This window comes from Pseudomonas sp. BIGb0164 (assembly GCF_024810135.1).
Taxonomy (GTDB): domain Bacteria; phylum Pseudomonadota; class Gammaproteobacteria; order Pseudomonadales; family Pseudomonadaceae; genus Aquipseudomonas.
The window spans coordinates 71415-93822 of record NZ_JANUEA010000003.1 but is presented as its reverse complement, the minus strand read 5'-3'; the positions used below and the strand labels follow the sequence as shown (position 1 = coordinate 93822).

Sequence of the window (22408 nt, the reverse complement as noted above, 5' to 3'; positions counted from 1 at the left end):
CCTACAGGTCGAGTGTGAGTCAGAAGAGTTTGAGGGGCTCTTCGTTGAGGGCCGCCAGTTGCTCGCGCAAGGCCAGCACCTGATCGCCCCAATAGCGTTCGCTGCCAAACCACGGGAAGCTGTGGGGGAACGCCGGGTCATCCCAGCGCCTTGCCAGCCAGGCGCTGTAATGCATCAGACGCAGCGCGCGCAGGGGCTCGATCAGGGCCAGTTCACGCGGGTCGAAATCGTGGAACTCCTGGTAACCGTCCATCAATTCCGACAACTGCCCCAGGCATTCCTGGCGGTCGCCGGCGAGCATCATCCACAGGTCCTGCACCGCCGGGCCCATGCGGCAGTCGTCGAGGTCGACGATGTGGAACATCTCGTCACGGCACATCATGTTGCCGGGGTGGCAGTCGCCGTGCATGCGGATGTTCTTGTGCGGCGTGGCCTTGTACACCTCTTCCACGCGCTTGAGCAGGTCGCGGGCCACGGACTCGTAGGCCGGCAGCAGGCTCTTGGGAATGAAGTTGCCTTCCAGCAGGGTGGTCAGGGAGTCCTGGCCGAAGTTCTTTACACCCAGCGCTTCGCGGTGTTCGAACGGACGGGTGGAGCCCACCGCATGCAGGCGCCCGAGCAATTGCCCAAGGCGATACAACTGGTCGAGATTGCCTGGCTCCGGCGCGCGGCCACCACGGCGGGGGAACAGGGTGAAGCGGAAACCCGCGTGTTCGAACAGGCTTTCGCCGTTGTGGATCAGTGGCGCGACCACCGGTACTTCGCATTCAGCCAGTTCGAAGGTGAAGCGGTGTTCTTCCAGGATCGCTTCGCTGGTCCAACGCTGGGGCCGGTAGAACTTGGCGATCAGCGGTTCGGAATCTTCGATGCCCACCTGGTAGACGCGGTTTTCGTAGCTGTTGAGCGCCAGAACGCGCGCGTCGCTGAGAAAACCGATGCTTTCGACAGCGTCGAGTACCAGGTCGGGGGTGAGTGTTTCAAACGGGTGGGCCATGCGAACTCCTGCGCGCAGCAGGGCGCCGCGTCCGGCCGGGTATGGTAACAGCATCGATAGGTGGTGGCTGTGCGGACGCCTTCGCAGGCAAGCCAGCTCCCACATTCGACCGAGTTCCACCTTTGGAATACGGTCGAATGTGGGAGCTGGCTTGCCTGCGATGAGGCCCTATCAGGCGCCGACGATCCCGCCGTCATCCCGTCGAATCGCCATCACCGACGAGCGCGGCTTGCCATTCGGCAAATGCTCCGGCCAGGTCGAACCGCCGGTCTCACCCGGATGCTGGATGCCCACGAACAAGGTTTTCTGATCCGGCGAGAAGCTGATGCCCGTCACCTCACAGGCCACTGGTCCTACCATGAAACGGCGGATTTCACCGGTGCTCGGGTCGGCACACAACATCTGGTTGTTGCCCATGCCGGCGAAATCGCCCGCGTTGCTGTAGTCGCCGTCCGTCAGGATCCACAAGCGGCCGGCTTTGTCGAACCCCAGGCCATCGGGGCTGTTGAACATGTTCTGCGGGTTGATGTTGGACGAGCCGCCCTTCGGCGTACCGGCGTGCACGCCCGGGTTGCCCGCCACTACAAACAGGTCCCAGGTGAATGTCGTCGCACCGTGGTTATCGGCGTCGGCCTTCCAGCGCAGGATCTGGCCGTAGACGTTTTTCTCCCGTGGGTTGGGGCCGCCCACCGGCTGGCCTTCCTCGCCGCGCTTGGCGTTGTTGGTCAGGGTGCAATAGACCTGGCCATCCTTGGGGCTCACCACGATCCATTCCGGGCGGTCCATGCGTGTGGCTTTCACCACGCTGGCGGCCAGGCGCGCGTGGATCAACACCTCGGCCTGGCTGGCAAACCCGGTGCTGGCATCAATGCCGTTTTTGCCGTGGGTCAGCTCCACCCATTGGCCCTTGCCCTTGGGGTGGTCGGCGTTGCCGTCGCCGGCGTCGAAGATCGCCACGTACAAGGTGCCGTGGTCGAGCAGGTCTTTGTTGGCCTTGGGGTTCTTGTGGTTGATCTTGTCGCGGCTGATGAACTTGTAGATGAACTCGCCGCGTTCGTCGTCGCCCATGTACACCACGGCGCGGCCGTCGCGGGTTTCGGCCAGCGCGGCGTTTTCATGCTTGAAGCGGCCCAGGGCGGTGCGCTTGACCGGTGTGGATTTGGGGTCGAACGGGTCGATTTCCACCACCCAGCCATGGCGGTTGAGTTCGTTGGGGTTCTTGGCCAGGTCAAAGCGCGGATCGTGCGGGTGCCAGTTGATGTCTTTGCTGGCGGCAACCACGCCGTAGCGTTTTTGCCCGGCATCGAACGTCTGTTGTGAGTTGCTGCTGCCAAAGCAGTCGGTGAAGTTCTCTTCGCACGTCAGGTAAGTGCCCCACGGGGTCTTGCCGTTGGCGCAGTTCTGGAAGGTGCCCAGGGCTTTCTTGCCGGACTTGTCGGCAGCGGTCTTGAGCCAGTCGTGGCCGGCGGCCGGGCCGCTGAGGCGGATCGGCGAGTTGCCGTGGATGCGGCGGTTGTAGCGCGAGTCCTGGACGAACTGCCAGGTGTCGCCCTTGCGCCGCACTTCGATCACCGACACGCCTTCGCTGGCCAAGGCTTTGCGCACGTCTTCGGCCGATTGCGGCGCGCCGCCGTGGGCATAGAGGTAGCGGTAATTGGTGTATTCATTGTTGATGGCCATGAGCGCGCGATTGTCGTCGCCCGGGAAGGCGAACAGGCTCATGCCGTCGTTGTTGTCGCCGAACTGCTGCTCCTGGGCCGCTGCCGTACCATTACCGGACGGGTCGAAGGCCGGGGCGCCCTTGCTCAAGGGCTGGCCCCAACTGATCAGCACCGAGGCGCTATAGCCGGGCGGCAAGGTGATCGCGTCGCTGGTGGCGGCGCCGATGCTGGTAAAGCCCAGCAGCGGGCTGGCGGTGGCGGCATTCACGGCCATGGCGCTGCGAGTCAGCAGGTTGCCCCCCAGGAACATCGCGGCCCCGCACAGGGCGCCGGCGCCGATAAAGCGGCGGCGGGTGAGGCCGACCATCTGTTCCAGGTCGGTGGCTTGGTTTTCTTCTAATAGGCTCATTTCAGGCTCCCTGCGGTTTTTGCAGACACCTTAAGGAGCGCTTGTGACGAAATTGTTGCGGTTTGAAGTCGGGCGGCCGGCTACACCGGCGTGCCGAGCAACACATGGCTGGGAGCGAATTGCACCTGGATCGGCTGGCCTTCTGCCGCACCGAGTGCCGTGAGCGCGGCTGGCTGCGCCAGGGCGCATAAAACCTGGCCGTTGGGCAGGGAGATGCGCACCTCGCTGGGGCCGTCCTCGGCGTCGAGAATCGTCTCGATAATACCGCTCATGCAATTGTGTCCAGGTGTTGCAGGTTGCCCGGGGGCGAGCAGTTCCAGCCAGCCGGCCTTGATCAAGGCGACCACTTCCACACCCGGCTCCAGTTCCAGCCGGTGCGTGCTGTCATGGGTGATCTGGGCATCCAGACTCAGGTCGCCCGCCAATTGCAGGCGGATCAGGTCATTGCGGCCTTGGCTGTCGATGGCGATCACCTGGCCATGCAACTGGTTGCGCGCACTGGTGCGCAGCATCAACCGGCCCAGCAGGTTGAAGTCGCTGGCATCTTCATCTGAGCCCAGTATTTCGGCCTGCAACACTTGCAGGCGTTGGTACAGGCGCAACACGCGCTCACCTTCGGCCGTCAGCTTGGCACCGCCGCCGCCTTTGCCACCGACGCTACGCTCCACCAACGGTTTCTGCGCCAGGTTGTTCAGCTCATCGATGGCGTCCCATGCGGCCTTGTAGCTCAAGCCGGCGCTTTTGGCGGCGCGGGTGATCGAGCCTTGTTCGGCGATGTGCGCCAGCAGGGCGATGCGCTGGGGGCGGCGAATGATGTGTTGGCTGAGGGAGGTGGGCAGAGACATGGGGATTCGCTGTGGTGAGATGGGCGGACGTTGCAGGCGCCGGGCTGAGGAGTCAAGTCACGGGCCTGGTTTTGGCGTGCGGGCCAGGCAATAGACGTCCACCGCGCGTGCGCCCGCGCTCATCAGCAACCGGGCCAGGCTGTGGGCGGTGGCACCTGTGGTGAGCACATCGTCCACCAAGGCAAAGTGGCGCCCCTGTACTCGGGCATCAGGCGCCAGGGCGAAGGCGCCGAGCAGGTTGCGCTTGCGTGTCTTGGCGTCGAGGGCCTGTTGGGCGACGGTTTCATGGGGGCGTAACAACAGGTGTTCATCGTGGGGGATATTCAGGTCTCTGCTGAGCCAACGTGCCAGCATCCAGGCCTGGTTGAAGCCGCGTTCACGCAGGCGCTTGTTCGCCATGGGCACGGGCAGCAGGCAATCGGGGCGCACCAGCTCGCCACTGTCGAGACGGTGTTGCAGGTGTCGGCCGAGCAAATGCCCCAGCAGGTGCCCGAGTGGCCAGCGTGCCTGGTGCTTGAAGCGGCTGATCAAGGTGTCGATCGGGAAGCTGTAGGTCCAGGGTGCGATGACCTGTTTAAAGGCCGGCGGGTTTTTCTGACATTGGCCGCAGATCAGGCCATCCATCGGCAGCGGCAGGGCGCACACGCTGCACTGTTCTATCAGCCAAGGCAGCTCTGTTTCGCAGACGTTGCACACAGGATCGGCGGAATCTGTGCTTTCATCGCAGATTAAACAGATTTGGTTGTTTGTTGACCAGATGTAAACCTGGTGTTTGTGGTCTGGTTGACAGTGCATGAATCTTCCTTAAATATGCCGAGCATCCGTGTCGTGCCTGTGGGTATTGCCCTTCCCGCAGCGCTTGCCAAAGCATAATCAAGGAATCGCCCATGAGCGCCAGCACCTCTGCCACCCTGCGTCACGATTGGTCCCTCGCCGAAGTCAAAGCGCTGTTCGTGCAGCCGTTCAACGACCTGTTGTTCCAGGCGCAGACCGTGCACCGCGCGCACTTCGACGCCAACCGTGTGCAGGTGTCGACCCTGTTGTCGATCAAAACCGGCGCCTGCCCGGAAGATTGCAAATATTGTCCGCAGTCGGGCCACTACAACACTGGCCTGGAAAAAGAAAAACTGATGGAAGTGCAGAAGGTCCTCGAAGAGGCCGCTCGCGCCAAGGCCATCGGTTCGACTCGCTTCTGCATGGGCGCCGCCTGGAAACACCCGTCGGCCAAAGACATGCCCTACGTGCTGCAGATGGTCAAAGGCGTGAAGGCCATGGGCCTGGAAACTTGCATGACCCTCGGCCGTCTCGACCAGGACCAGACCGAAGCCCTGGCCCAGGCTGGCCTCGACTACTACAACCACAACCTGGACACCTCGCCGGAGTTCTACGGCAGCATCATCACCACCCGCACCTACAGCGAGCGCCTGCAAACCCTGGCCTACGTGCGTGATTCGGGGATGAAGATCTGCTCGGGCGGCATCCTCGGCATGGGCGAGTCCCTCGACGACCGCGCCAACCTGCTGATCCAGCTGGCGAACTTGCCGGAGCACCCGGAATCGGTGCCGATCAACATGCTGGTGAAAGTGGCCGGTACCCCTCTGGAAAACGCCGAAGACATCGACCCGTTTGATTTCATCCGCATGCTGGCCGTGGCGCGCATCCTGATGCCGCAGTCCCACGTGCGCCTGTCGGCCGGTCGCGAGGCTATGAACGAGCAAATGCAGGCCCTGGCGTTTTTCGCCGGCGCCAACTCGATCTTCTACGGCGACAAGCTGCTGACCACCGCCAACCCGCAGGCCGACAAGGACATGCAACTGTTCTCGCGCCTCGGGATTTTGCCGGAAGCCCGTGAAGAGCATGCCGACGAAGTGCACCAGGCCGCGATCGAGCAGGCGCTGGTGGAGCAGAAGAGCAGCGAGCAGTTCTACAACGCTGTTGTTTGACCCCGTGATCTCACTTTGGAATGCGATCCAACTGTGGGAGCGGGCTTGCTCGCGAAAGCGGTCTTTCAGTTGATGTATGTGCTGGCTGACACACCGTCTTCGCGAGCAAGCCCGCTCCCACAGTTGAACCGCGTTCAGTCTGCTTAATCGAGGCCAGCATGTCTTTTGATCTCGCCGCGCGCCTCGCTGCCCGCCGTTCCGAACACCTTTATCGTCAACGCCCGCTGCTCGACAGCCCCCAAGGCCCGGAAGTGGTGGTGGACGGCCAGTCGCTGCTGGCGTTCTGCAACAACGACTACCTGGGCCTGGCCAATCACCCGCACGTGATCGAAGCCTGGCGTGCCGGTGCGTCCCGTTGGGGTGTGGGCGGTGGTGCTTCGCACTTGGTGGTGGGGCACGCTACGCCGCACCATGAACTGGAAGAAGCCCTGGCTGACCTCACTGGCCGCCCCCGCGCTTTGCTGTTTACCACGGGCTACATGGCCAACCTCGGCGCCGTCACGGCGTTGGTGGGGCAGGGCGATACGGTGCTCGAAGACCGCCTGAACCACGCCTCCTTGCTGGACGCCGGCTTGCTCTCCGGCGCGCGTTTCAATCGTTACCTGCACAACGATGTCGGTAGCCTGATCAAGCGCCTGGAGAAGGCCACCGGCAATACGCTGGTGGTCACCGATGGCGTGTTCAGCATGGACGGCGACCTGGCCGACTTGCCCGCACTGGCCCGCGAAGCGCGCGCAAAAGGCGCCTGGTTGATGGTGGATGATGCCCACGGTTTTGGTCCATTGGGAGCCACCGGCGGCGGGATCGTCGAGCACTTCGGCTTGAGCCAGGAAGATGTGCCGGTGTTGGTCGGCACCCTGGGCAAAGCATTCGGAACTGCAGGCGCGTTTGTGGCTGGCAGTGAAGAGCTGATCGAAAGCCTCATCCAGTTCGCCCGGCCGTATATCTACACCACCAGCCAGCCACCAGCGCTGGCCTGCGCCACCTTGAAAAGCCTTGAGCTGCTGCGGACCGAACACTGGCGGCGCGAGCACCTCAATGGCTTGATCCGCCAGTTCCGCCAAGGGGCCGAGCAGCTTGGCCTGGACTTGATGGACAGCTTCACGCCGATCCAGCCGATCCTGATCGGCGACAGCGCCAAGGCCGTGCGCCTGTCGCAGATGTTGCGTGAGCGCGGCTTGATGGTGACCGCCATCCGCCCACCCACCGTACCCGCTGGCAGCGCCCGTTTGCGCGTGACGTTCACGGCGGCTCACACCGAGGCGCAGGTGCAGCTATTGTTAAGCGCATTGGAAGAGTGTTTCCGCTTGTTAGGCGCCACGGAGCCCGACCATGCGTGATCGACTGATATTGCTGCCCGGCTGGGGCCTCGGTGTATCGCCGCTGGAGCCTCTGGCCGCCGCCTTGCAGGGCCTGGACGAACACCTGCGGGTGCAGATCGAGCCGCTGCCCGTATTGGATTCCAGCGACCTTGATGAATGGCTCGACGAACTCGACGCCACGCTACCGGACAACGCCTGGTTGGGCGGCTGGTCCCTGGGTGGCATGCTCGCCTCCGAGCTGGCCGCACGGCGCGGCGAGCGCTGCTGTGGCCTGCTGACCCTGGCCAGCAACCCGTGTTTTGTCGCCCACGAGGGCTGGCCGAACGCGATGCCCGCCGAGACGTTCGATGCCTTCCTGGCCGGGTGCCATGCCGATTCCCAGGTCACCCTCAAACGTTTCGGCCTGTTGTGTGCCAAGGGCGCCGAGGATCCGCGTGGGTTGTCGCGCTTGCTGGTCAGCGGCGCACCGAACTCGCCTTCCAGCGTGCTGATGCCGGGCCTTGAATTGCTGGCGCAACTGGATACCCGTGAAGCGCTGCTCGCCTACCGTGGCCCGCAGATGCATCTGTTTGCTGGGCTGGACGGCTTGGTGCCGGCCGAAGCGGCCAGCGACCTGCTGACCCTGCTGCCCGATGTCGAAATCGGCCTGATTGAACAGGCCGGCCACGCTTTTCTTCTGGAAGACCCTCACGGTGTCGCGGGGGCCATCCAGGCTTTTTTGCATGAGTGCGTCGATGACTGATCTATCCCACCCTTCACTGCCCGGCGCCTTGCCCGACAAGCGCCAGGTTGCCGCGTCGTTCTCCCGTGCGGCCGCCAGCTACGACAGTGTGGCCGAGTTGCAGCGGGCGGTGGGCGGTGAGCTGTTGGCGCGTTTGCCGGCCGACATTTCGCCGCAACGCTGGCTGGATATGGGCTGTGGCACGGGGTATTTCAGCCGTGTGCTGAATGAGCAACTGCCGGCCAGCCAGGGCGTTGCGCTGGATATCGCCGAGGGCATGCTCAATCACGCCAGGCCTTTGGGCGGTGCCGAGCACTTTATCGCGGGTGATGCCGAACGCTTGCCACTACAGGATGAAAGCTGCGGGCTGATCTTCTCCAGCCTGGCAGTGCAGTGGTGTGCGAACTTCGAGGCGGTGCTCAGTGAGGCCTATCGCGTGCTGCAGCCGGGTGGCGTGCTGGCTTTTGCGAGCCTGTGCGTGGGCACCCTGGGCGAGTTGCGTGACAGCTGGCGCGCGGTGGATGGCCTGGTCCACGTCAACCGTTTCCGTACCTTCGAGGCGTATCAACAGGTGTGCGCCGCCAGCGGCCTGCGGGTCGTTAGCCTGGAGCGTCAACCCCATGTCCTGCATTACCCGGACGTGCGCAGCCTGACCCATGAATTGAAAGCGCTGGGCGCCCATAACCTCAACCCGGGGCGCCCGGGAGGGTTGACGGGCCGCGCGCGGATTGTTGCACTGGTCAACGCTTACGAGCAGTTCCGCCAGGCCCAGGGCCTGCCGGCGACTTACCAAGTGGTGTACGCCGTACTGGAGAAACCTCTATGAGCGCCGCTTACTTCATCACCGGCACCGACACCGATGTCGGCAAGACCACGGTCGCCGCAGGCCTGCTGCACGCCGCGCGGTTGGCGGGCAAAAGCACCGCCGCCGGCAAGCCGGTGGCGTCGGGTTGCCAGGTCACGCCTAAAGGTTTGCGCAACGCCGATGCCCTGGCGCTGCTGGCCGAGTGTTCGTTGCCGTTGAGTTATGCCGAGGTCAACCCGGTGGCGTTCGAACCGGCTATCGCGCCACACCTGGCGGCGCGTGAAGCAGGCGTGGCGCTCACGGTGCAATCGTTGCTCAAGCCCATGCAGCACATCCTCGCCAAACACGCGGACTTCACCCTGATCGAAGGCGCGGGCGGCTGGCGTGTGCCGTTGGCTGACCAGAGCAACCTGTCGGACCTGGCCATGGCGCTCAAGCTGCCGGTCATTCTGGTGGTGGGCGTGCGCCTGGGCTGCATCAGCCATGCGTTGCTCACGGCTGAAGCCATTGCGCGGGACGGTTTGCCGCTGGCCGGTTGGGTGGCGAATATCATCGACCCCAAGACCTCTCGTCTGGAAGAAAACCTCGCCACTCTCGCCGAAAGGTTGCCGGCACCGTGCCTGGGGCGTGTGCCGAAACTCAAGCACGCCGGGGCTGAAGCGGTGGCCGAATACCTGGAACTGGACCTGCTTGACTGATTTTGGCTATCGCGAAGGCATTATGCCATTAGTGTTTTTGACGGGTGTTTTGCCAGGATCTCTGCTTCAATTCAGGTTCACGATTCTCTAAAGGCAGGCTTACGCCATGGAAATCTCTGGAAGCAGCGCGTTTTATTCGGGACTGAGCAGCATTCAGACCGGGCAGAACCGTGTCGATCAGGCTGCCGGCAAAATTGCCAGCGCCGCAACGACCCAGCCCTCGGACGCGCAAAGTGACCGTCTGCAAGCCAACGATCGTGCTCAGCCCACCAACTCGGCGAGCAACATGGTCGAACTGGCCCAAGGTAAGTTTCAAGTGGAGCTGGGCGCCAAAGTCGCCAAGGCGTCGGATGAAATGCTCGGCACCTTGATCGATACCTACGCTTAATCCCCTCTCTTCAGACATGCCGGCTCTTCTGTGGGAGCTGGCTTGCCTGCGATAGCTTCTACTCGGTTTTCCTGATACTTCGCGGCGTCTGCATCGCAGGCAAGCCAGCTCCCACATTTGTTCTGCGCCATTCCCCTGAACTTCTATTCTCTTTGGAAAGCCCTGTGGCAACCCGTCGCAGACGTCGGCGCGTGCGCGTTTGATTCATGTCATGACAAACGGCGCCCGGACGACGCTTGACATCCCCAGGTCGTAAACGTATGTTTCAAACACCTGTTTGACCGCCATAACAAATCCACGCGGTTGTTCATTCCAGATTCATCAGCAGAGGTTTATCGCTATGCCTGACTACAAGGCCCCCTTGCGTGATATTCGCTTCGTTCGTGACGAACTGCTTGGCTATGAAGCGCACTATCAGAGCCTGCCGGCTTGCCAGGACGCTACCCCGGACATGGTTGACGCCATCCTTGAAGAAGGCGCCAAGTTCTGTGAGCAAGTGCTGGCCCCGTTGAACCGCGTGGGTGACATCGAAGGCTGCACCTGGAGTGAGTCAGGCGTTAAGACCCCTACTGGTTTCAAAGAAGCCTACAAACAATTCGTCGAAGGCGGCTGGCCAAGCCTGGCCCACGACGTGGAGCACGGCGGCCAAGGCCTGCCGGAATCCCTGGGCCTGGCCGTGAGCGAAATGGTGGGCGCCGCCAACTGGTCGTGGGGCATGTACCCGGGCCTGTCCCATGGTGCGATGAACACCATTTCCGAGCACGGCACCCCCGAGCAGCAAGAGGCCTACCTGACCAAACTGGTGTCGGGCGAATGGACCGGCACCATGTGCCTGACTGAGCCACACTGCGGTACCGACCTGGGCATGCTGCGCACCAAGGCCGAGCCTCAGGCTGATGGTTCCTACAAAGTCTCCGGCACCAAGATCTTCATCTCGGCCGGTGAGCACGACATGGCCGACAACATCGTCCACATCGTGCTGGCCCGCCTGCCGGACGCACCGGCCGGCACCAAAGGCATCTCGCTGTTCATCGTGCCCAAATTCCTGCCGAACGCCGACGGTTCGATTGGCGAGCGCAACGCGGTGAGCTGTGGTTCGTTGGAACACAAGATGGGCATCCACGGCAACGCCACCTGCGTGATGAACTTCGACGCGGCCACCGGTTTCCTGATCGGCCCGGCGAACAAAGGCCTGAACTGCATGTTCACCTTTATGAACACCGCTCGCTTGGGCACCGCACTGCAAGGCCTGTCCCACGCCGAGATCGGCTTCCAGGGCGGCCTGAAATACGCGCGTGATCGCCTGCAAATGCGCTCCCTGACTGGCCCGAAAGCGCCGGACAAAGCCGCTGACCCGATCATCGTGCACCCTGACGTGCGCCGCATGCTGCTGACCATGAAAGCCTTCGCCGAAGGCAACCGTGCGATGGTGTACTTCACCGCCAAGCAAGTGGACATCGTCAAATACGGCACCGACGACGAAGCGAAGAAACAGGCCGACGGCCTGCTGGCGTTCATGACCCCGATCGCCAAGGCTTTCATGACCGAAGTCGGCTTCGAGTCGGCCAACCACGGCGTGCAGATCTACGGTGGCCACGGCTTCATCGCCGAGTGGGGCATGGAGCAGAACGTTCGCGACAGCCGCATTTCGATGCTGTACGAAGGCACTACCGGCATCCAGGCTCTCGACCTGCTGGGCCGTAAAGTGCTGATGACCCAGGGCGAAGCGCTCAAGGGCTTCACCAAGATCGTGCACAAGTTCTGCCAGGCCAACGAAGGCAACGAAGCCGTCAAAGAGTTCGTCGCACCGCTGGCGGCACTGAACAAAGAGTGGGGCGAGTTGACCATGAAGGTCGGTATGGCCGCGATGAAAGACCGTGAAGAAGTGGGTGCCGCCTCGGTGGACTACCTGATGTACTCCGGCTACGCGTGCCTGGCGTACTTCTGGGCCGACATGGCGCGCCTGGCGGCCGAGAAACTGGCTGCCGGCACCACCGAAGAAGCGTTCTACACCGCCAAGCTGCAGACCGCGCGCTTCTACTTCCAGCGCATCCTGCCACGTACCCGTACCCACGTGGTCACCATGCTGTCGGGCGCCAACAACCTGATGGACATGAAAGAAGAAGACTTCGGCCTGGCTTACTAAGCCTTACCGAGTTCTCGTGAAGCCGCCGCGCCCCTTGGGTGCGGCGGTTTTTTTATGGGTGATAAAAAACCACAGTACAGCGCTCAGGGATTTTGCTCGGCTGCCGTTACAGTGATGGCAATGTGATACATGCGTGCCAGGTTGTGCTTAACTGTCAGCATAAAGGCACAGTGCCATCATTTTTTGCGGGTCGGAGTTTTACCCTTGTCACGCGTGTCCGCTGTACGTTTCAGTCATTTCCTACCTTCGTTACTGCTGTTGCTGGCCGGGCTCTCGGCTGCGTACGTCAAGGACCTCAACGTCTTCTTCACCTCGCTGTTCAACGTGCTGCCGACCCTGGTGCTGTTGCTCGGCGGTTCGTACTGCGCGGTGTATCGGCGCCAGCGTGAACTGTTCCTGATGATCACGGTGTACATCGCCTACTTCCTGCTCGATACCCAGACCGACTTCTACCGTGACAACGGCCGCGTGCGCGAAGACGCGGCCGTGGTGTTCCACCTGTGTTGCCTGCTGTTGCCGCTGTTGTTCAGCATCTACGCGCTGTGGCAGGAAAAGACCCACCTGTTCCGCGATTTTGTCGCTCGCTGCGCCGTGCTGTTTGCCGTCGGCAGCGTGGCGCTGGCGCTGGAGCAGAGTTACCCACAGGCGCTGCTGGCCTGGTTGGCGGAGATCCGCTGGCCGGCGCTGCATGGCAGTTGGATGAGCTTGATCCAGCTGTCGTACCCGATGTTCCTGATCGGCTTCCTGACCCTGGCAGCGCAGTATTGGTATCAGCCACGCCCGTTGCATGCGGCGCAAATGGTCGGGTTGCTGGGGATGTTCTGGATGTTGCCGCAAACCTTCATCCTGCCGTTCACCCTGAACATCATGTGCAGCCAGGTAATGCTGATGATTGCGGCGGGTGTAGCCCACGAGGCCTACCAGATGGCCTTTCGCGATGAACTGACCGGCCTGCCGGGCCGGCGTGCACTCAACGAGCGCATGCAACGCCTGGGGCGCAACTATGTGCTGGCGATGAGCGACGTCGACCACTTCAAGCGCTTCAACGACACCCATGGCCACGACGTGGGCGACCAGGTGCTGCGCCTGGTGGCGAGCAAGCTGTCCAAGGTCAACGGTGGCGGGCGGGCGTACCGGTATGGTGGGGAAGAGTTTGCCGTGGTGTTTGCCGGCAAGACCCTGGACGAGTGCATGCCGCATCTGGAGGAAATCCGCGAGATCATCGCCGACTACGACATCAAGCTGCGCAACTCGGACCGCCCACAGGACGATCATCAGGGCCGCCAGCGCCGTGCGGGCAGCGGTGCATCGAGTGTCTCGGTGACCATCAGCATCGGCGTGGCCGAACGCCAGGCCGAGCAGCGCACCCCTGAAGAAGTGCTCAAATCCGCCGACCAGGCGCTGTACGCGGCCAAGGGCGCTGGGCGTAACTGCGTGGTCGCCTCCGGGCAAACCCGGCGCGGCGCGGTGCGCACGGAAGGTGCTGCCGGTTGAGTGATGGCGCTGTATTCAGCAGCGCTACAGTCATTGTTCACGGCGGTGGCCGGCAGTAGGTTGAAACCATCTGCTGCCGGAGACATTGCCATGCCTGAGTACAAAGCTCCCCTGCGCGACATGCGCTTTCTGATCGACCACGTGTTTGATTTCCACGGCCACTACGCGGCCCTGGGCGCCACCGACGCCAGCCCTGACATGGTCAGCGCGATCCTCGAAGAAGGCGCGAAATTCTGTGAGAACGTCCTCGCACCGCTCAACCGCAGCGGTGATGAAGAGGGCTGCCATTTCGACAGTGGCGTGGTCACCACGCCCAAGGGCTTCAAGGAGGCCTTCGCCCAGTACGTGGAAGGCGGCTGGCATGGCGTGGCGGCCGATCCGGCCTACGGGGGCCAGGGCTTGCCGCAGTCACTGGGCCTGGTGCTGAGCGAGATGATCGGTTCCAGCAACACCTCATGGGGCATGTACCCGGGGCTGACCCACGGCGCGATGTCGGCGATCCACGCCCATGGCACTGCCGAACAAAAAGACACCTTCTTGACCAAACTGACGGCCGGGGAGTGGACCGGCACCATGTGCCTCACCGAAGCCCATTGCGGCACCGACCTGGGCCTGATCAAGACCCGCGCCGTGCCCCAGGCGGACGGCAGCTATGCGGTCACCGGCAGCAAGATCTTCATCTCGGCCGGCGAGCACGACATGAGCGCCAATATCATCCACTTGGTGCTGGCCAAGCTGCCGGATGCGCCGGCGGGTACCAAGGGCATCTCGCTGTTTATCGTGCCCAAGTTCCATGCCGATTCCGGTGAGCGCAATGCGGTGCACTGCGGCTCCATCGAGCACAAGATGGGTATCAAGGCCTCGGCCACCTGCGTGCTGAATTTCGACGGGGCCAAGGGCTTTTTGATCGGTGAACCGAACAAAGGCCTCAACTGCATGTTCACCATGATGAACCACGCGCGCCTGGGCACCGGCATGCAGGGGCTGTGCAACGGTGAGGCGAGTTTCCAGGGTGCGATCAAGTACGCCAACGACCGCCTGCAGATGCGCTCGCTGACCGGCGCCAAGGCCCCGGAAAAAGCCGCCGACCCGATCATCGTGCACCCCGACGTACGGCGCATGCTGCTGACCATGAAGGCCTTCAACGAAGGCAACCGGGCGCTGACCTACTTCACCGCGCAGTTGCTCGACACCGCGCACCTGAGCCCTGACGCGGGCCAGCGTCAGGAGGCTGAAGACTTGCTGGCGTTCCTCACGCCGATCTGCAAGGCCTTCATGACCGACACCGGCCTGGAAGTGACCAACCACGGCATGCAGATCTTCGGCGGCCACGGTTACATTCGCGAATGGGGCATGGAGCAACTGGCACGCGATGCGCGTATCGCACCGATTTATGAGGGCACCAACGGCATCCAGGCCCTCGACCTGCTGGGGCGCAAGGTGCTGGGTAGCCAGGGTAAGTTGCTGCGCGGGTTTACCAAAATCGTGCATAAGTTCTGCGCGGCGAATGCCGAGCATCCGCAGCTCAAGGGGTATGTGGCGCAGCTCAATCAGTTGAACGGGGAGTGGGGCGAACTGACCACCCAGGTCGGCATGGCAGCCATGAAGAACCCCGACGAAGTAGGAGCTGCGGCTGTGGATTACCTGATGTACAGCGGTTACATCATCCTGGCCTACCTGTGGTTGCGCATGGCGATTGCGGCTCAGGCACACGATGGCAGTGAGTTCGCCGAAGCCAAGCTTGCCACCTGCGACTTCTACTTCAAGCGCTTGCTGCCGCGTACGGCAACCCATCGCGCAGCTGTGGAGGCGGGCAGCGAATGCCTGATGAGCTTACCTGCTCAGTTGTTTGCCCTTTAGGCGCTGGCACCGCGTCGTTTAACTGTGGGAGCGGGCTTGCTCGCGAATGCGGCGGATCAGTCAACAAATCGGGTGACTGACAAAGCGCATTCGCGAGCAAGCCCGCTCCCACATTTGCTGCAAGTGTGACTTGTAAATACTGAATGGTCACAAAAGGACCCTATGTGTCTGAAAAGTTGTTCGGGTACACTCTGACCCTGTAAAACCGACTCTTACCGAATTACTTTTCACGTTCTCACGAGGTTTGCCATGGCTGATTACAAAGCGCCGCTGCGTGATATGCGCTTCGTCCTCAATGAAGTCTTTGAGGTCGCCAAGACTTGGGCCCAATTGCCGGCATTGGCAGACACCGTCGACGCCGAAACGGTTGAAGCCATCCTCGAAGAAGCCGGCAAGGTCACGGCCAAATCCATCGCCCCGATCAGCCGCGCTGGCGATGAACAAGGCTGCCGCTGGGAAGACACGGCGGTCTTTACCCCGGACGGTTATCCACAGGCCTATAAAACCTACGCAGAAGGCGGTTGGGTCGGTGTCGGCGGTGACCCTGTGTTCGGTGGCATGGGCATGCCCAAGGCGGTGTCGGCCCAGGTGGAAGAGATGATCAACTCGTCGAGCCTGGCCTTCGGGTTGTACCCGATGCTGACCTCCGGCGCGTGCGTGTCGATCAACACCCACGCCAGTGAAGAACTCAAGGCCGCGTACCTGCCGAAGATGTACTCCGGCGAGTGGGCCGGTTCCATGTGCTTGACCGAAGCCCATGCCGGCACCGACCTGGGGATTATCCGCACCAAGGCCGAGCCTCAGGCGGACGGTTCCTACACTATCAGCGGCACCAAGATCTTTATCACCGGTGGCGAGCACGACCTCACCGAAAACATCATCCACCTCGTGCTGGCCAAGTTGCCGGACGCACCGGCTGGTCCCAAGGGCATTTCGTTGTTCCTGGTGCCGAAGTTCATGGTCAATGCCGACGGCAGCCTGGGCGCGCGCAACCTGGTGAGCTGTGGCTCCATCGAGCACAAGATGGGCATCCAGGCGTCCGCCACCTGCGTGATGAACTTTGACGGCGCCGTGGGTTACCTGGTGGGCGAGCCTAACCGTGGCCTCGCGGCGATGTTCACCATGATGAACTACGAGCGTCTGGGCGTGGGTATCCAGGGCTTGGCGTCCGGTGAGCGTTCTTACCAGAACGCCATTGAGTACGCGCGCGACCGTCTGCAGAGCCGCTCCCCGCTGGGCGCCCAGGCCAAAGACAAAGTCGCCGACCCGATCATCGTGCACCCCGACGTGCGTCGCATGCTGTTGACCATGAAGGCGGCGAACGAGGGCGGACGCGCATTTTCGACTTACGTGGCGACGCAGTTGGACATTGCCAAATTCAGTGAGGATGCCGCCGCCCGTGAGCGCGCTGATAATCTGGTGGCGTTGTTGACCCCAGTCGCCAAGGCCTTCCTCAGCGACCTCGGCCTGGAAACCACCGTGATGGGCCAGCAGGTATTCGGCGGCCACGGTTACATCCGCGAATGGGGCCAGGAACAGCTGGTGCGTGATGTGCGCATCACTCAGATCTACGAAGGCACCAACGGCATTCAGGCGCTGGACTTGATGGGGCGCAAGATCGTCGGCAGCGGTGGGGCGTTCTATGCGTTGTTTGCCGACGAGATTCGCCAGTTCATTGCCTCAGCAGGCGCCGAGCTGGGTGAGTTCACCCGTCCGCTCAGCGCGGCGGTGGAGAACCTCGACGAATTGACCGCCTGGGTGCTGGATCGCGCCAAGACCAATCCGAACGAAATCGGTGCGGCTTCGGTGGAATACCTGCACGCCTTTGGCTACATGGCGTACGCCTACATGTGGGCGCGCATGGCCAAGGCCGCGTGGGGCAAAGAGGCTGAGGAAGACTTCTACGCCAGCAAGCTGGGCACTGCGCGGTTCTACTTTGCGCGCCTATTGCCGCGGATTCACTCGCTGAGTGCATCGGTAAAAGCCGGCAGTGAATCACTGTTCCTGCTGGATGAGGCACTGTTTTAAGGGGCGGGAGGGCGTGTAAGCATTCTCTTACGTGACGTGCTGCTATTCGTCCTCTATCGCCAAATTGGATCCATCGATAATCTACTTCACATGGACGTCGCGCAGGAAGCGCAAAGCAACAACACGGACACGTAGGATTCTGCCAGGACGGCGGAGTGAAATGGATGTCAGGGAAACAGTCTGCAAAGCCCCGCTTCGGCGGGGTTTTCTTTTGCCTGCGAAAAAGTTCAGGCAGGCGCCTGCGGGGCATTCATCACGTCTTCCAGCAAGGTGCGCAGCAACGCCACCGTCGCTTGCTGGCGCTGCACGTCGCGGCACACCAGGCCCACTTTCAGCGGCACCCTCGGTTCACTCAACGGCTTCCACAGCAGTAATTGGCTGTTGTGCTCATCCTGTGAGCGCCCCGGTAACACGGTGGCAAGTTGGGTATGGGGCAGGCTGTCGAGAATCCCCACCATGGTGTTGAGTTCCGCCTGTACTTGCGGGCGCCGCCCTAGGTTGGACAGTTGGCCCTGCCAGATCTGCCGGACCTGAAACTCTTCCCCCAACAACAACATCGGCAATTCGGCCGCCTGTTTCAGCGAGACCTTCTTGAATTCCCGCAGGGGATGGTCCTCGGGGATGACCACTTTCAACTCATCTTCGTACAGCAGCACGCCATGCAGCCCAGGTTGGCGCGGTGGCAGGTAGCTGATGCCGATATCCAGCGAGCCGTTGAGCAAACGCCGCTCAATCTCCAACCCCGTCAATTCATAGATCTGCACCACCAGGTGCGGCTGGGCCTTGCGCACCCGTTCGAGCATTTGCGGCACCAGGCTGGTGTGCACGGTTTGCAGCACGCCGATGGCCAGGGTGCGCATCGCCTGGCCCTTGAAGTTGCGCAGGGCTTCGACGGCGTGTTGCATGCCGTCGATCAACGGCAGCGCGTGGTTATACAAGGTGTGCGCAGCGAGGGTGGGCAGCAGGCGTTTGCTGCTGCGCTCGAACAGACTCACATCGAGGTTCTGTTCCAGCTGGCGAATCTGTTGCGACAGGGCTGGCTGGGAGATCGACAGGCGCTCGGCAGCACGGCCGACGTGGCCTTCCTCATACACCGCGACGAAATAACGCAGTTGCTTGAAATCCATAAGACTTACTTATCGAAAAAGCTGGAAAATCGAAATGGCCGCTGGCCCCTTGGGCGCCTAGTCTAGCGCCTATTCGCAGGGCTTACAGGGCCGGATCGGACAATGAACAGCGTTTTTGTTGATGGCGTTTACATAGGCAAGGCAATAAATCTCACACCCGTGATTACGGGGCGCACCGACCAAGGTCCCGTTGCTATTACAGGTGAGCTATGAATCTGTTCCGTCGCCCCGCGCCGAGCCTGGACGATTTGGTCCTGGAGGCTTCCAGCAACAATCCTTCCAGTGAGTTCCTGATGCCGACCGTGGCACGCCCACCTCAAGTCTTCGTGCGCGGCCAGGGCTCTTGGCTGTGGGACAGTGACGAGCGTGCCTACCTGGATTTCAGCCAGGGCAACGGCGCCAACAGCCTCGGCCACAGCCCTCAAGCCTTGATCAGGGCGCTGGCCGATCAAGCCCAGTCCTTGATCAACCCAGGCAATGGCCTGCACAACCGCGCCCAACTCAACCTCGCTGAACGCCTGTGCCACCGCACGGGCAGCGACCAGGCCTACTTGCTCAACAGTGGCTCCGAGGCCGTTGAAGCCGCGATCAAGCTGGCGCGCAAGTGGGGCCAATTGCATCGCAACGGTGCCTATCGAATCATCAGCGCCAGCGCCGGCAACCATGGGCGCAGCTTTGCGGCGATGTCGGCATCGGCGGGCGGCCCGCAAAACCGCTTTGAGCCGCAATTGCCGGGGTTCAGCCATGTGCCCTTCAACGACCTGCCGGCCCTGCACGCGGCAGTCGACGCGCACACGGTCGCCATCCTGCTCGAACCGATCCAGGGCGAAGCCGGCGTGATTCCCGCGACCGAACACTACCTCAAGGGCGTTGAACGCCTGTGCCGGGAATTGGGGATCCTGCTGATCCTCGACGAAGTGCAAACCGGCATGGGGCGCTGCGGCACGCTGCTCGCCGAGCAGCAGTACGGTGTGCGTGCCGACATTGTCACGCTCGGCAAAGGCTTGGGTGGCGGCGTTCCGTTGGCAGCCCTGCTGGCACGTGGCAAAGCCTGCTGTTTCGAGGTGGGCGAATTGGAAGGCACCCATCATGGCAATGCGCTGATGGCCTCGGCGGGTGGGGCGATACTTGATGCCGTGTTGGAACACGGCTTTCTTGAACACGTGCGTGAGTCCGGCCTGTACCTGGGCGAAGGGCTTGCTCGCCTGGCCTACCGCTACGACCACGGCCAACTGCGCGGTCATGGCCTGATGTGGGGCCTGACCTTATCGGATGATTCTGCGGATGCAGTGGTAAAAGCCGCACTGCATGAAGGCCTGATCCTCAATGCCCCGCAACCCAACTGCCTGCGCTTCACCCCAGCGCTGACCGTGAGCAAAAGCAACATCGACGAAATGCTCCTGCGCCTGGCGCGCGCCTTCTCCCGCGTGCGCACCGCACAACTGCAATGCCGCAAGGGTATTGCTGTTTAAACCTGATTTCCTGAACCGTCTCGCGGTATACGCGGCGCCTCCGGCCTGATTCTTTTGGCTGGGGGCGTTTTTTTGTCTGCGCAGGCATAGATGGCCCAACGCCAGATTTCACTGAACCCTCACACACCGCCAAGGTCGATTAGCTTAACGGCTCACACGAGCCGATTTTTTGGAGCTGACCCCATGGATTTCATTCGAATCATCATCGCCATTCTGTTGCCACCACTGGGCGTGTTCCTGCAAGTAGGCTTCGGCGGCGCGTTCTGGCTGAACATCCTGCTGACCTTGTGCGGTTACATCCCGGGCATCGTGCACGCGGTGTACATCATCGCCAAACGCTGAGGCCGTCAGCCTTTTGCGATGAGCCGTGAGTTGCGCTCATTGCGAAAGGCCAGTTGCTCGATGGTCTGGGTGGCGTGCTCGGCGTCTTCCCGCGCTTGAAGGATGATGCCGTGCTGCTCGGACTTGCTGCACACCGGATCGGCATTGCTCGCATCGCCCGTGAGCATGAACGCCTGGCAACGGCAGCCGCCAAAGTCCTTTTCCTTTTCGTCGCATGAGCGGCACGGCTCGGGCATCCAGTCGTAGCCGCGAAAGCGGTTGAAACCGAACGAGTCGTACCAGATGTGCTGCATGCTGTGGTCACGCACGTTGGGAAATTGCACCGGCATCTGTCGGGCACCATGGCACGGCAGGGCAGTGCCGTCGGGTGTGACTGTCAGAAAGATGCTGCCCCAGCCATTCATGCAGGCTTTCGGGCGCTCTTCGTAGTAGTCCGGCGTGACGAAGATCAGCTTGCACGGGTGGCCTTCGGCTTCCAGTTTGGCCCGGTATTCGTTGGTGATGCGTTCGGCGCGCACCAACTGCTCCCGGGTCGGCAACAGCCCCACGCGATTGAGCTGGGCCCAGCCGTAGAACTGGCAGGTGGCAAGCTCGACAAAGTCCGCCTCCAGGGCGATGCACAGCTCGATGATGCGGTCGATCTTGTCGATGTTGTGCCGATGGGTCACGAAGTTGAGCACCATCGGGTAGCCATGGGCCTTCACCGCGCGGGCCATTTCCAGCTTTTGTGCGAAGGCTTTTTTAGAGCCGGCCAGCAGGTTGTTCACCTGTTCGTCGCTGGCTTGGAAGCTGATCTGGATATGGTCCAGGCCGGCTTTCTTGAAGTCGCTGATCTTCTGTTCGGTCAAGCCGATGCCGGAAGTGATCAGGTTGGTGTAGAACCCCAGTTTGCGCGCCTCGCCAATCAACTCGGCCAGGTCCTGGCGCACCAGCGGTTCGCCGCCAGAGAACCCCAGTTGCGCCGCGCCCATTTCCCGCGCCTCACGAAATACCTTGATCCACTGCTCGGTGCTCAGCTCCTTGCCCTGCTCGGCAAAATCCAGCGGGTTGGAGCAATACGGGCACTGCAACGGGCAGCGGTAGGTCAGCTCGGCAAGCAACCACAGCGGCAGGCCAATGGCCGGCTTTTCAGGTAAGGGTGATCCAGTGCTCAGCACGGGCGACCTCCATGAATTGCTCGATGTCTTCACCGAGTTCAGGCACGCCGGGAAACTGCTGATCCAGCTCGGCGATAATCGCGGCCACATCGCGCTCGCCATCGATCAAGCCACCGATCAATGCGGCGCTGTCGTTGAGCTTGATCATGCCCTCGGGGTAGAGCAGCACATGGCCTTTTTGCGCCGGTTCGTACTGGAAGCGATAGCCAGGGCGCCATGCGGGTGTCTTGCTGCGATCAAAGCTCATAGGGTGATCCCTTTATGCCACACCCGCGCGTCGGTCACGCTGTGATACGGAGGGCGCTTGAGTTCATAGGCCATGCTCATGGCATCGAGCATGCTCCACAAAATGTCCAGTTTGAACTGCAGGATTTCCAGCATGCGCTCCTGGCCTTCACGGGTGGTGTAGTGCTGCAGCGTGATTGCCAGGCCGTGCTCCACATCGCGACGGGCCTGGCCCAGGCGAGTGCGGAAGTACTCGTAGCCGGCCGGGTCGATCCAGGGGTAATGCTGCGGCCAGCTATCGAGGCGCGACTGGTGGATCTGCGGCGCAAACAGCTCGGTCAGCGAGCTGCTGGCCGCTTCCTGCCAACTGGCGCGACGGGCGAAGTTGACGTAGGCATCCACCGCAAACCGCACGCCGGGCAACACCAGCTCCTGGGAGCGCAATTGGTCCGGGTCGAGGCCCACGGCCTGGCCCAGGCGCAACCAGGCTTCGATGCCGCCGTCTTCACCCGGGGCACCGTCGTGGTCGAGCAGGCGCTGGATCCACTCGCGGCGGATCTCACGGTCCGGGCAATTGGCCAGGATCGCGGCGTCTTTCTGGGGGATGTTCACCTGGTAGTAGAAGCGGTTGGCGACCCAGCCCTGGATCTGCTCACGGGTAGCGCGGCCTTCATACATCGCCACATGGTAGGGGTGATGGATATGGTAGAAGGCGCCCTTGGCGCGCAGGGCGGCTTCGAATTCAGTGGTGGTCAACGGCGTGTCAGTCAT

At 62.0% G+C, this 22408-nt stretch carries 20 protein-coding genes; 12 read left to right on the top strand and 8 right to left on the bottom strand.

The features are described from left to right. Positions 1-19: 19 nt before the first annotated feature. From M2394_RS08245 to M2394_RS08230, 4 genes are all read right to left on the bottom strand, one after another. Positions 20-994 carry a serine/threonine protein kinase gene (locus M2394_RS08245; RefSeq protein ID WP_259172078.1) on the bottom strand — a complete coding sequence of 325 codons (975 nt, stop codon included), beginning with the start codon at positions 992-994 and terminating at the stop codon, positions 20-22. A gap of 171 nt (positions 995-1165) precedes the next feature. Beyond that, positions 1166-3064 (bottom strand): PhoX family phosphatase, encoded by a 1899-nt coding sequence (locus tag M2394_RS08240; protein WP_259172077.1) that lies wholly within the window; start codon positions 3062-3064, stop codon positions 1166-1168. Between the two features lie 80 nt (positions 3065-3144). Next, positions 3145-3909 carry a TOBE domain-containing protein gene (locus M2394_RS08235; protein WP_259172076.1) on the bottom strand — a complete coding sequence of 255 codons (765 nt, stop codon included), beginning with the start codon at positions 3907-3909 and terminating at the stop codon, positions 3145-3147. Between the two features lie 57 nt (positions 3910-3966). Beyond that, positions 3967-4704: a ComF family protein gene (locus M2394_RS08230; RefSeq protein WP_259172075.1), complete on the bottom strand. Its 738-nt coding sequence runs from the start codon at positions 4702-4704 to the stop codon at positions 3967-3969. A gap of 92 nt (positions 4705-4796) precedes the next feature. Between M2394_RS08230 and bioB the strand changes: the two genes are divergently transcribed. From bioB to M2394_RS08180, 10 genes are all read left to right on the top strand, one after another. Beyond that, positions 4797-5852, top strand: coding sequence for a biotin synthase BioB (bioB, locus tag M2394_RS08225; protein ID WP_016974158.1), 1056 nt, complete (start codon positions 4797-4799; stop codon positions 5850-5852). 158 nt (positions 5853-6010) lie between these two features. Further along, positions 6011-7192: an 8-amino-7-oxononanoate synthase gene (gene bioF, locus M2394_RS08220; RefSeq protein WP_259172074.1), complete on the top strand. Its 1182-nt coding sequence runs from the start codon at positions 6011-6013 to the stop codon at positions 7190-7192. Beyond that, entirely contained in the window at positions 7185-7916 is a 732-nt protein-coding gene (locus M2394_RS08215; protein WP_178920216.1) for an alpha/beta fold hydrolase, read from the top strand. Before bioF ends, M2394_RS08215 begins: the two co-directional genes overlap by 8 nt. Next, on the top strand, positions 7909-8721 hold the full coding sequence (gene bioC, locus M2394_RS08210) for a malonyl-ACP O-methyltransferase BioC (RefSeq protein ID WP_259172073.1): 813 nt from the start codon (positions 7909-7911) through the stop codon (positions 8719-8721). The genes M2394_RS08215 and bioC overlap by 8 nt, the downstream gene beginning before the upstream one ends. Then, positions 8718-9398 (top strand): dethiobiotin synthase, encoded by a 681-nt coding sequence (bioD, locus tag M2394_RS08205; protein ID WP_176996638.1) that lies wholly within the window; start codon positions 8718-8720, stop codon positions 9396-9398. The genes bioC and bioD overlap by 4 nt, the downstream gene beginning before the upstream one ends. 106 nt (positions 9399-9504) lie before the next feature. Further along, a complete protein-coding gene (locus M2394_RS08200) occupies positions 9505-9786 on the top strand; it encodes a pyrroloquinoline quinone biosynthesis protein PqqE (RefSeq protein WP_176996637.1) in 282 nt (93 codons plus the stop codon). 340 nt (positions 9787-10126) lie between these two features. After that, positions 10127-11932, top strand: coding sequence for a phenylacyl-CoA dehydrogenase (locus tag M2394_RS08195; RefSeq protein WP_259172072.1), 1806 nt, complete (start codon positions 10127-10129; stop codon positions 11930-11932). Positions 11933-12136: 204 nt separating this feature from the next. Then, positions 12137-13426 (top strand): diguanylate cyclase, encoded by a 1290-nt coding sequence (locus M2394_RS08190; RefSeq protein ID WP_176996633.1) that lies wholly within the window; start codon positions 12137-12139, stop codon positions 13424-13426. Positions 13427-13516: 90 nt separating this feature from the next. Beyond that, complete coding sequence (locus tag M2394_RS08185) at positions 13517-15286, top strand: acyl-CoA dehydrogenase C-terminal domain-containing protein (RefSeq protein WP_259172071.1); 1770 nt, start codon at positions 13517-13519, stop codon at positions 15284-15286. Positions 15287-15535: 249 nt separating this feature from the next. After that, positions 15536-17314 carry an acyl-CoA dehydrogenase C-terminal domain-containing protein gene (locus tag M2394_RS08180; RefSeq protein ID WP_259172070.1) on the top strand — a complete coding sequence of 593 codons (1779 nt, stop codon included), beginning with the start codon at positions 15536-15538 and terminating at the stop codon, positions 17312-17314. Between the two features lie 227 nt (positions 17315-17541). Here M2394_RS08180 and M2394_RS08175 read toward each other — a convergent pair whose 3' ends face one another. Beyond that, positions 17542-18441, bottom strand: coding sequence for a LysR family transcriptional regulator (locus tag M2394_RS08175; protein WP_178920222.1), 900 nt, complete (start codon positions 18439-18441; stop codon positions 17542-17544). Positions 18442-18650: 209 nt separating this feature from the next. Between M2394_RS08175 and M2394_RS08170 the strand changes: the two genes are divergently transcribed. Further along, positions 18651-19913 (top strand): aspartate aminotransferase family protein, encoded by a 1263-nt coding sequence (locus tag M2394_RS08170; protein ID WP_259172069.1) that lies wholly within the window; start codon positions 18651-18653, stop codon positions 19911-19913. A gap of 183 nt (positions 19914-20096) precedes the next feature. Beyond that, the gene (locus M2394_RS08165; RefSeq protein WP_003228885.1) at positions 20097-20255 is read left to right on the top strand and encodes a YqaE/Pmp3 family membrane protein; all 159 of its coding nucleotides are present in this window, start codon (positions 20097-20099) and stop codon (positions 20253-20255) included. A 5-nt stretch (positions 20256-20260) separates the two neighbouring features. Here M2394_RS08165 and pqqE read toward each other — a convergent pair whose 3' ends face one another. Genes pqqE through pqqC form a run of 3 tightly spaced genes read right to left on the bottom strand, consistent with a single transcriptional unit; the run spans position 20261 to position 22408 of the window. After that, positions 20261-21412, bottom strand: coding sequence for a pyrroloquinoline quinone biosynthesis protein PqqE (gene pqqE, locus M2394_RS08160; RefSeq protein WP_178920224.1), 1152 nt, complete (start codon positions 21410-21412; stop codon positions 20261-20263). Then, positions 21384-21659, bottom strand: coding sequence for a pyrroloquinoline quinone biosynthesis peptide chaperone PqqD (gene pqqD / locus M2394_RS08155; protein WP_178920225.1), 276 nt, complete (start codon positions 21657-21659; stop codon positions 21384-21386). Before pqqD ends, pqqE begins: the two co-directional genes overlap by 29 nt. Further along, on the bottom strand, positions 21656-22408 hold the full coding sequence (gene pqqC, locus M2394_RS08150; RefSeq protein WP_259172067.1) for a pyrroloquinoline-quinone synthase PqqC: 753 nt from the start codon (positions 22406-22408) through the stop codon (positions 21656-21658). The genes pqqD and pqqC overlap by 4 nt, the downstream gene beginning before the upstream one ends.

Bases quoted from the DNA above. Each gene is read 5' to 3' on its own strand.
- M2394_RS08215 (WP_178920216.1), top strand. From the start codon at position 7,185: ATGCGTGATCGACTGATATTGCTGCCCGGCTGGGGCCTCGGTGTATCG.
- bioD (WP_176996638.1), top strand. From the start codon at position 8,718: ATGAGCGCCGCTTACTTCATCACCGGCACCGACACCGATGTCGGCAAG.
- M2394_RS08195 (WP_259172072.1), top strand. From the start codon at position 10,127: ATGCCTGACTACAAGGCCCCCTTGCGTGATATTCGCTTCGTTCGTGAC.
- M2394_RS08245 (WP_259172078.1), bottom strand. From the start codon at position 994: ATGGCCCACCCGTTTGAAACACTCACCCCCGACCTGGTACTCGACGCT.
- M2394_RS08200 (WP_176996637.1), top strand. From the start codon at position 9,505: ATGGAAATCTCTGGAAGCAGCGCGTTTTATTCGGGACTGAGCAGCATT.
- bioC (WP_259172073.1), top strand. From the start codon at position 7,909: ATGACTGATCTATCCCACCCTTCACTGCCCGGCGCCTTGCCCGACAAG.
- M2394_RS08180 (WP_259172070.1), top strand. From the start codon at position 15,536: ATGGCTGATTACAAAGCGCCGCTGCGTGATATGCGCTTCGTCCTCAAT.
- bioF (WP_259172074.1), top strand. From the start codon at position 6,011: ATGTCTTTTGATCTCGCCGCGCGCCTCGCTGCCCGCCGTTCCGAACAC.
- pqqD (WP_178920225.1), bottom strand. From the start codon at position 21,659: ATGAGCTTTGATCGCAGCAAGACACCCGCATGGCGCCCTGGCTATCGC.
- M2394_RS08185 (WP_259172071.1), top strand. From the start codon at position 13,517: ATGCCTGAGTACAAAGCTCCCCTGCGCGACATGCGCTTTCTGATCGAC.
- M2394_RS08235 (WP_259172076.1), bottom strand. From the start codon at position 3,909: ATGTCTCTGCCCACCTCCCTCAGCCAACACATCATTCGCCGCCCCCAG.
- M2394_RS08165 (WP_003228885.1), top strand. From the start codon at position 20,097: ATGGATTTCATTCGAATCATCATCGCCATTCTGTTGCCACCACTGGGC.
- pqqC (WP_259172067.1), bottom strand. From the start codon at position 22,408: ATGACTGACACGCCGTTGACCACCACTGAATTCGAAGCCGCCCTGCGC.
- M2394_RS08170 (WP_259172069.1), top strand. From the start codon at position 18,651: ATGAATCTGTTCCGTCGCCCCGCGCCGAGCCTGGACGATTTGGTCCTG.
- M2394_RS08240 (WP_259172077.1), bottom strand. From the start codon at position 3,064: ATGAGCCTATTAGAAGAAAACCAAGCCACCGACCTGGAACAGATGGTC.
- M2394_RS08175 (WP_178920222.1), bottom strand. From the start codon at position 18,441: ATGGATTTCAAGCAACTGCGTTATTTCGTCGCGGTGTATGAGGAAGGC.
- M2394_RS08230 (WP_259172075.1), bottom strand. From the start codon at position 4,704: ATGCACTGTCAACCAGACCACAAACACCAGGTTTACATCTGGTCAACA.
- bioB (WP_016974158.1), top strand. From the start codon at position 4,797: ATGAGCGCCAGCACCTCTGCCACCCTGCGTCACGATTGGTCCCTCGCC.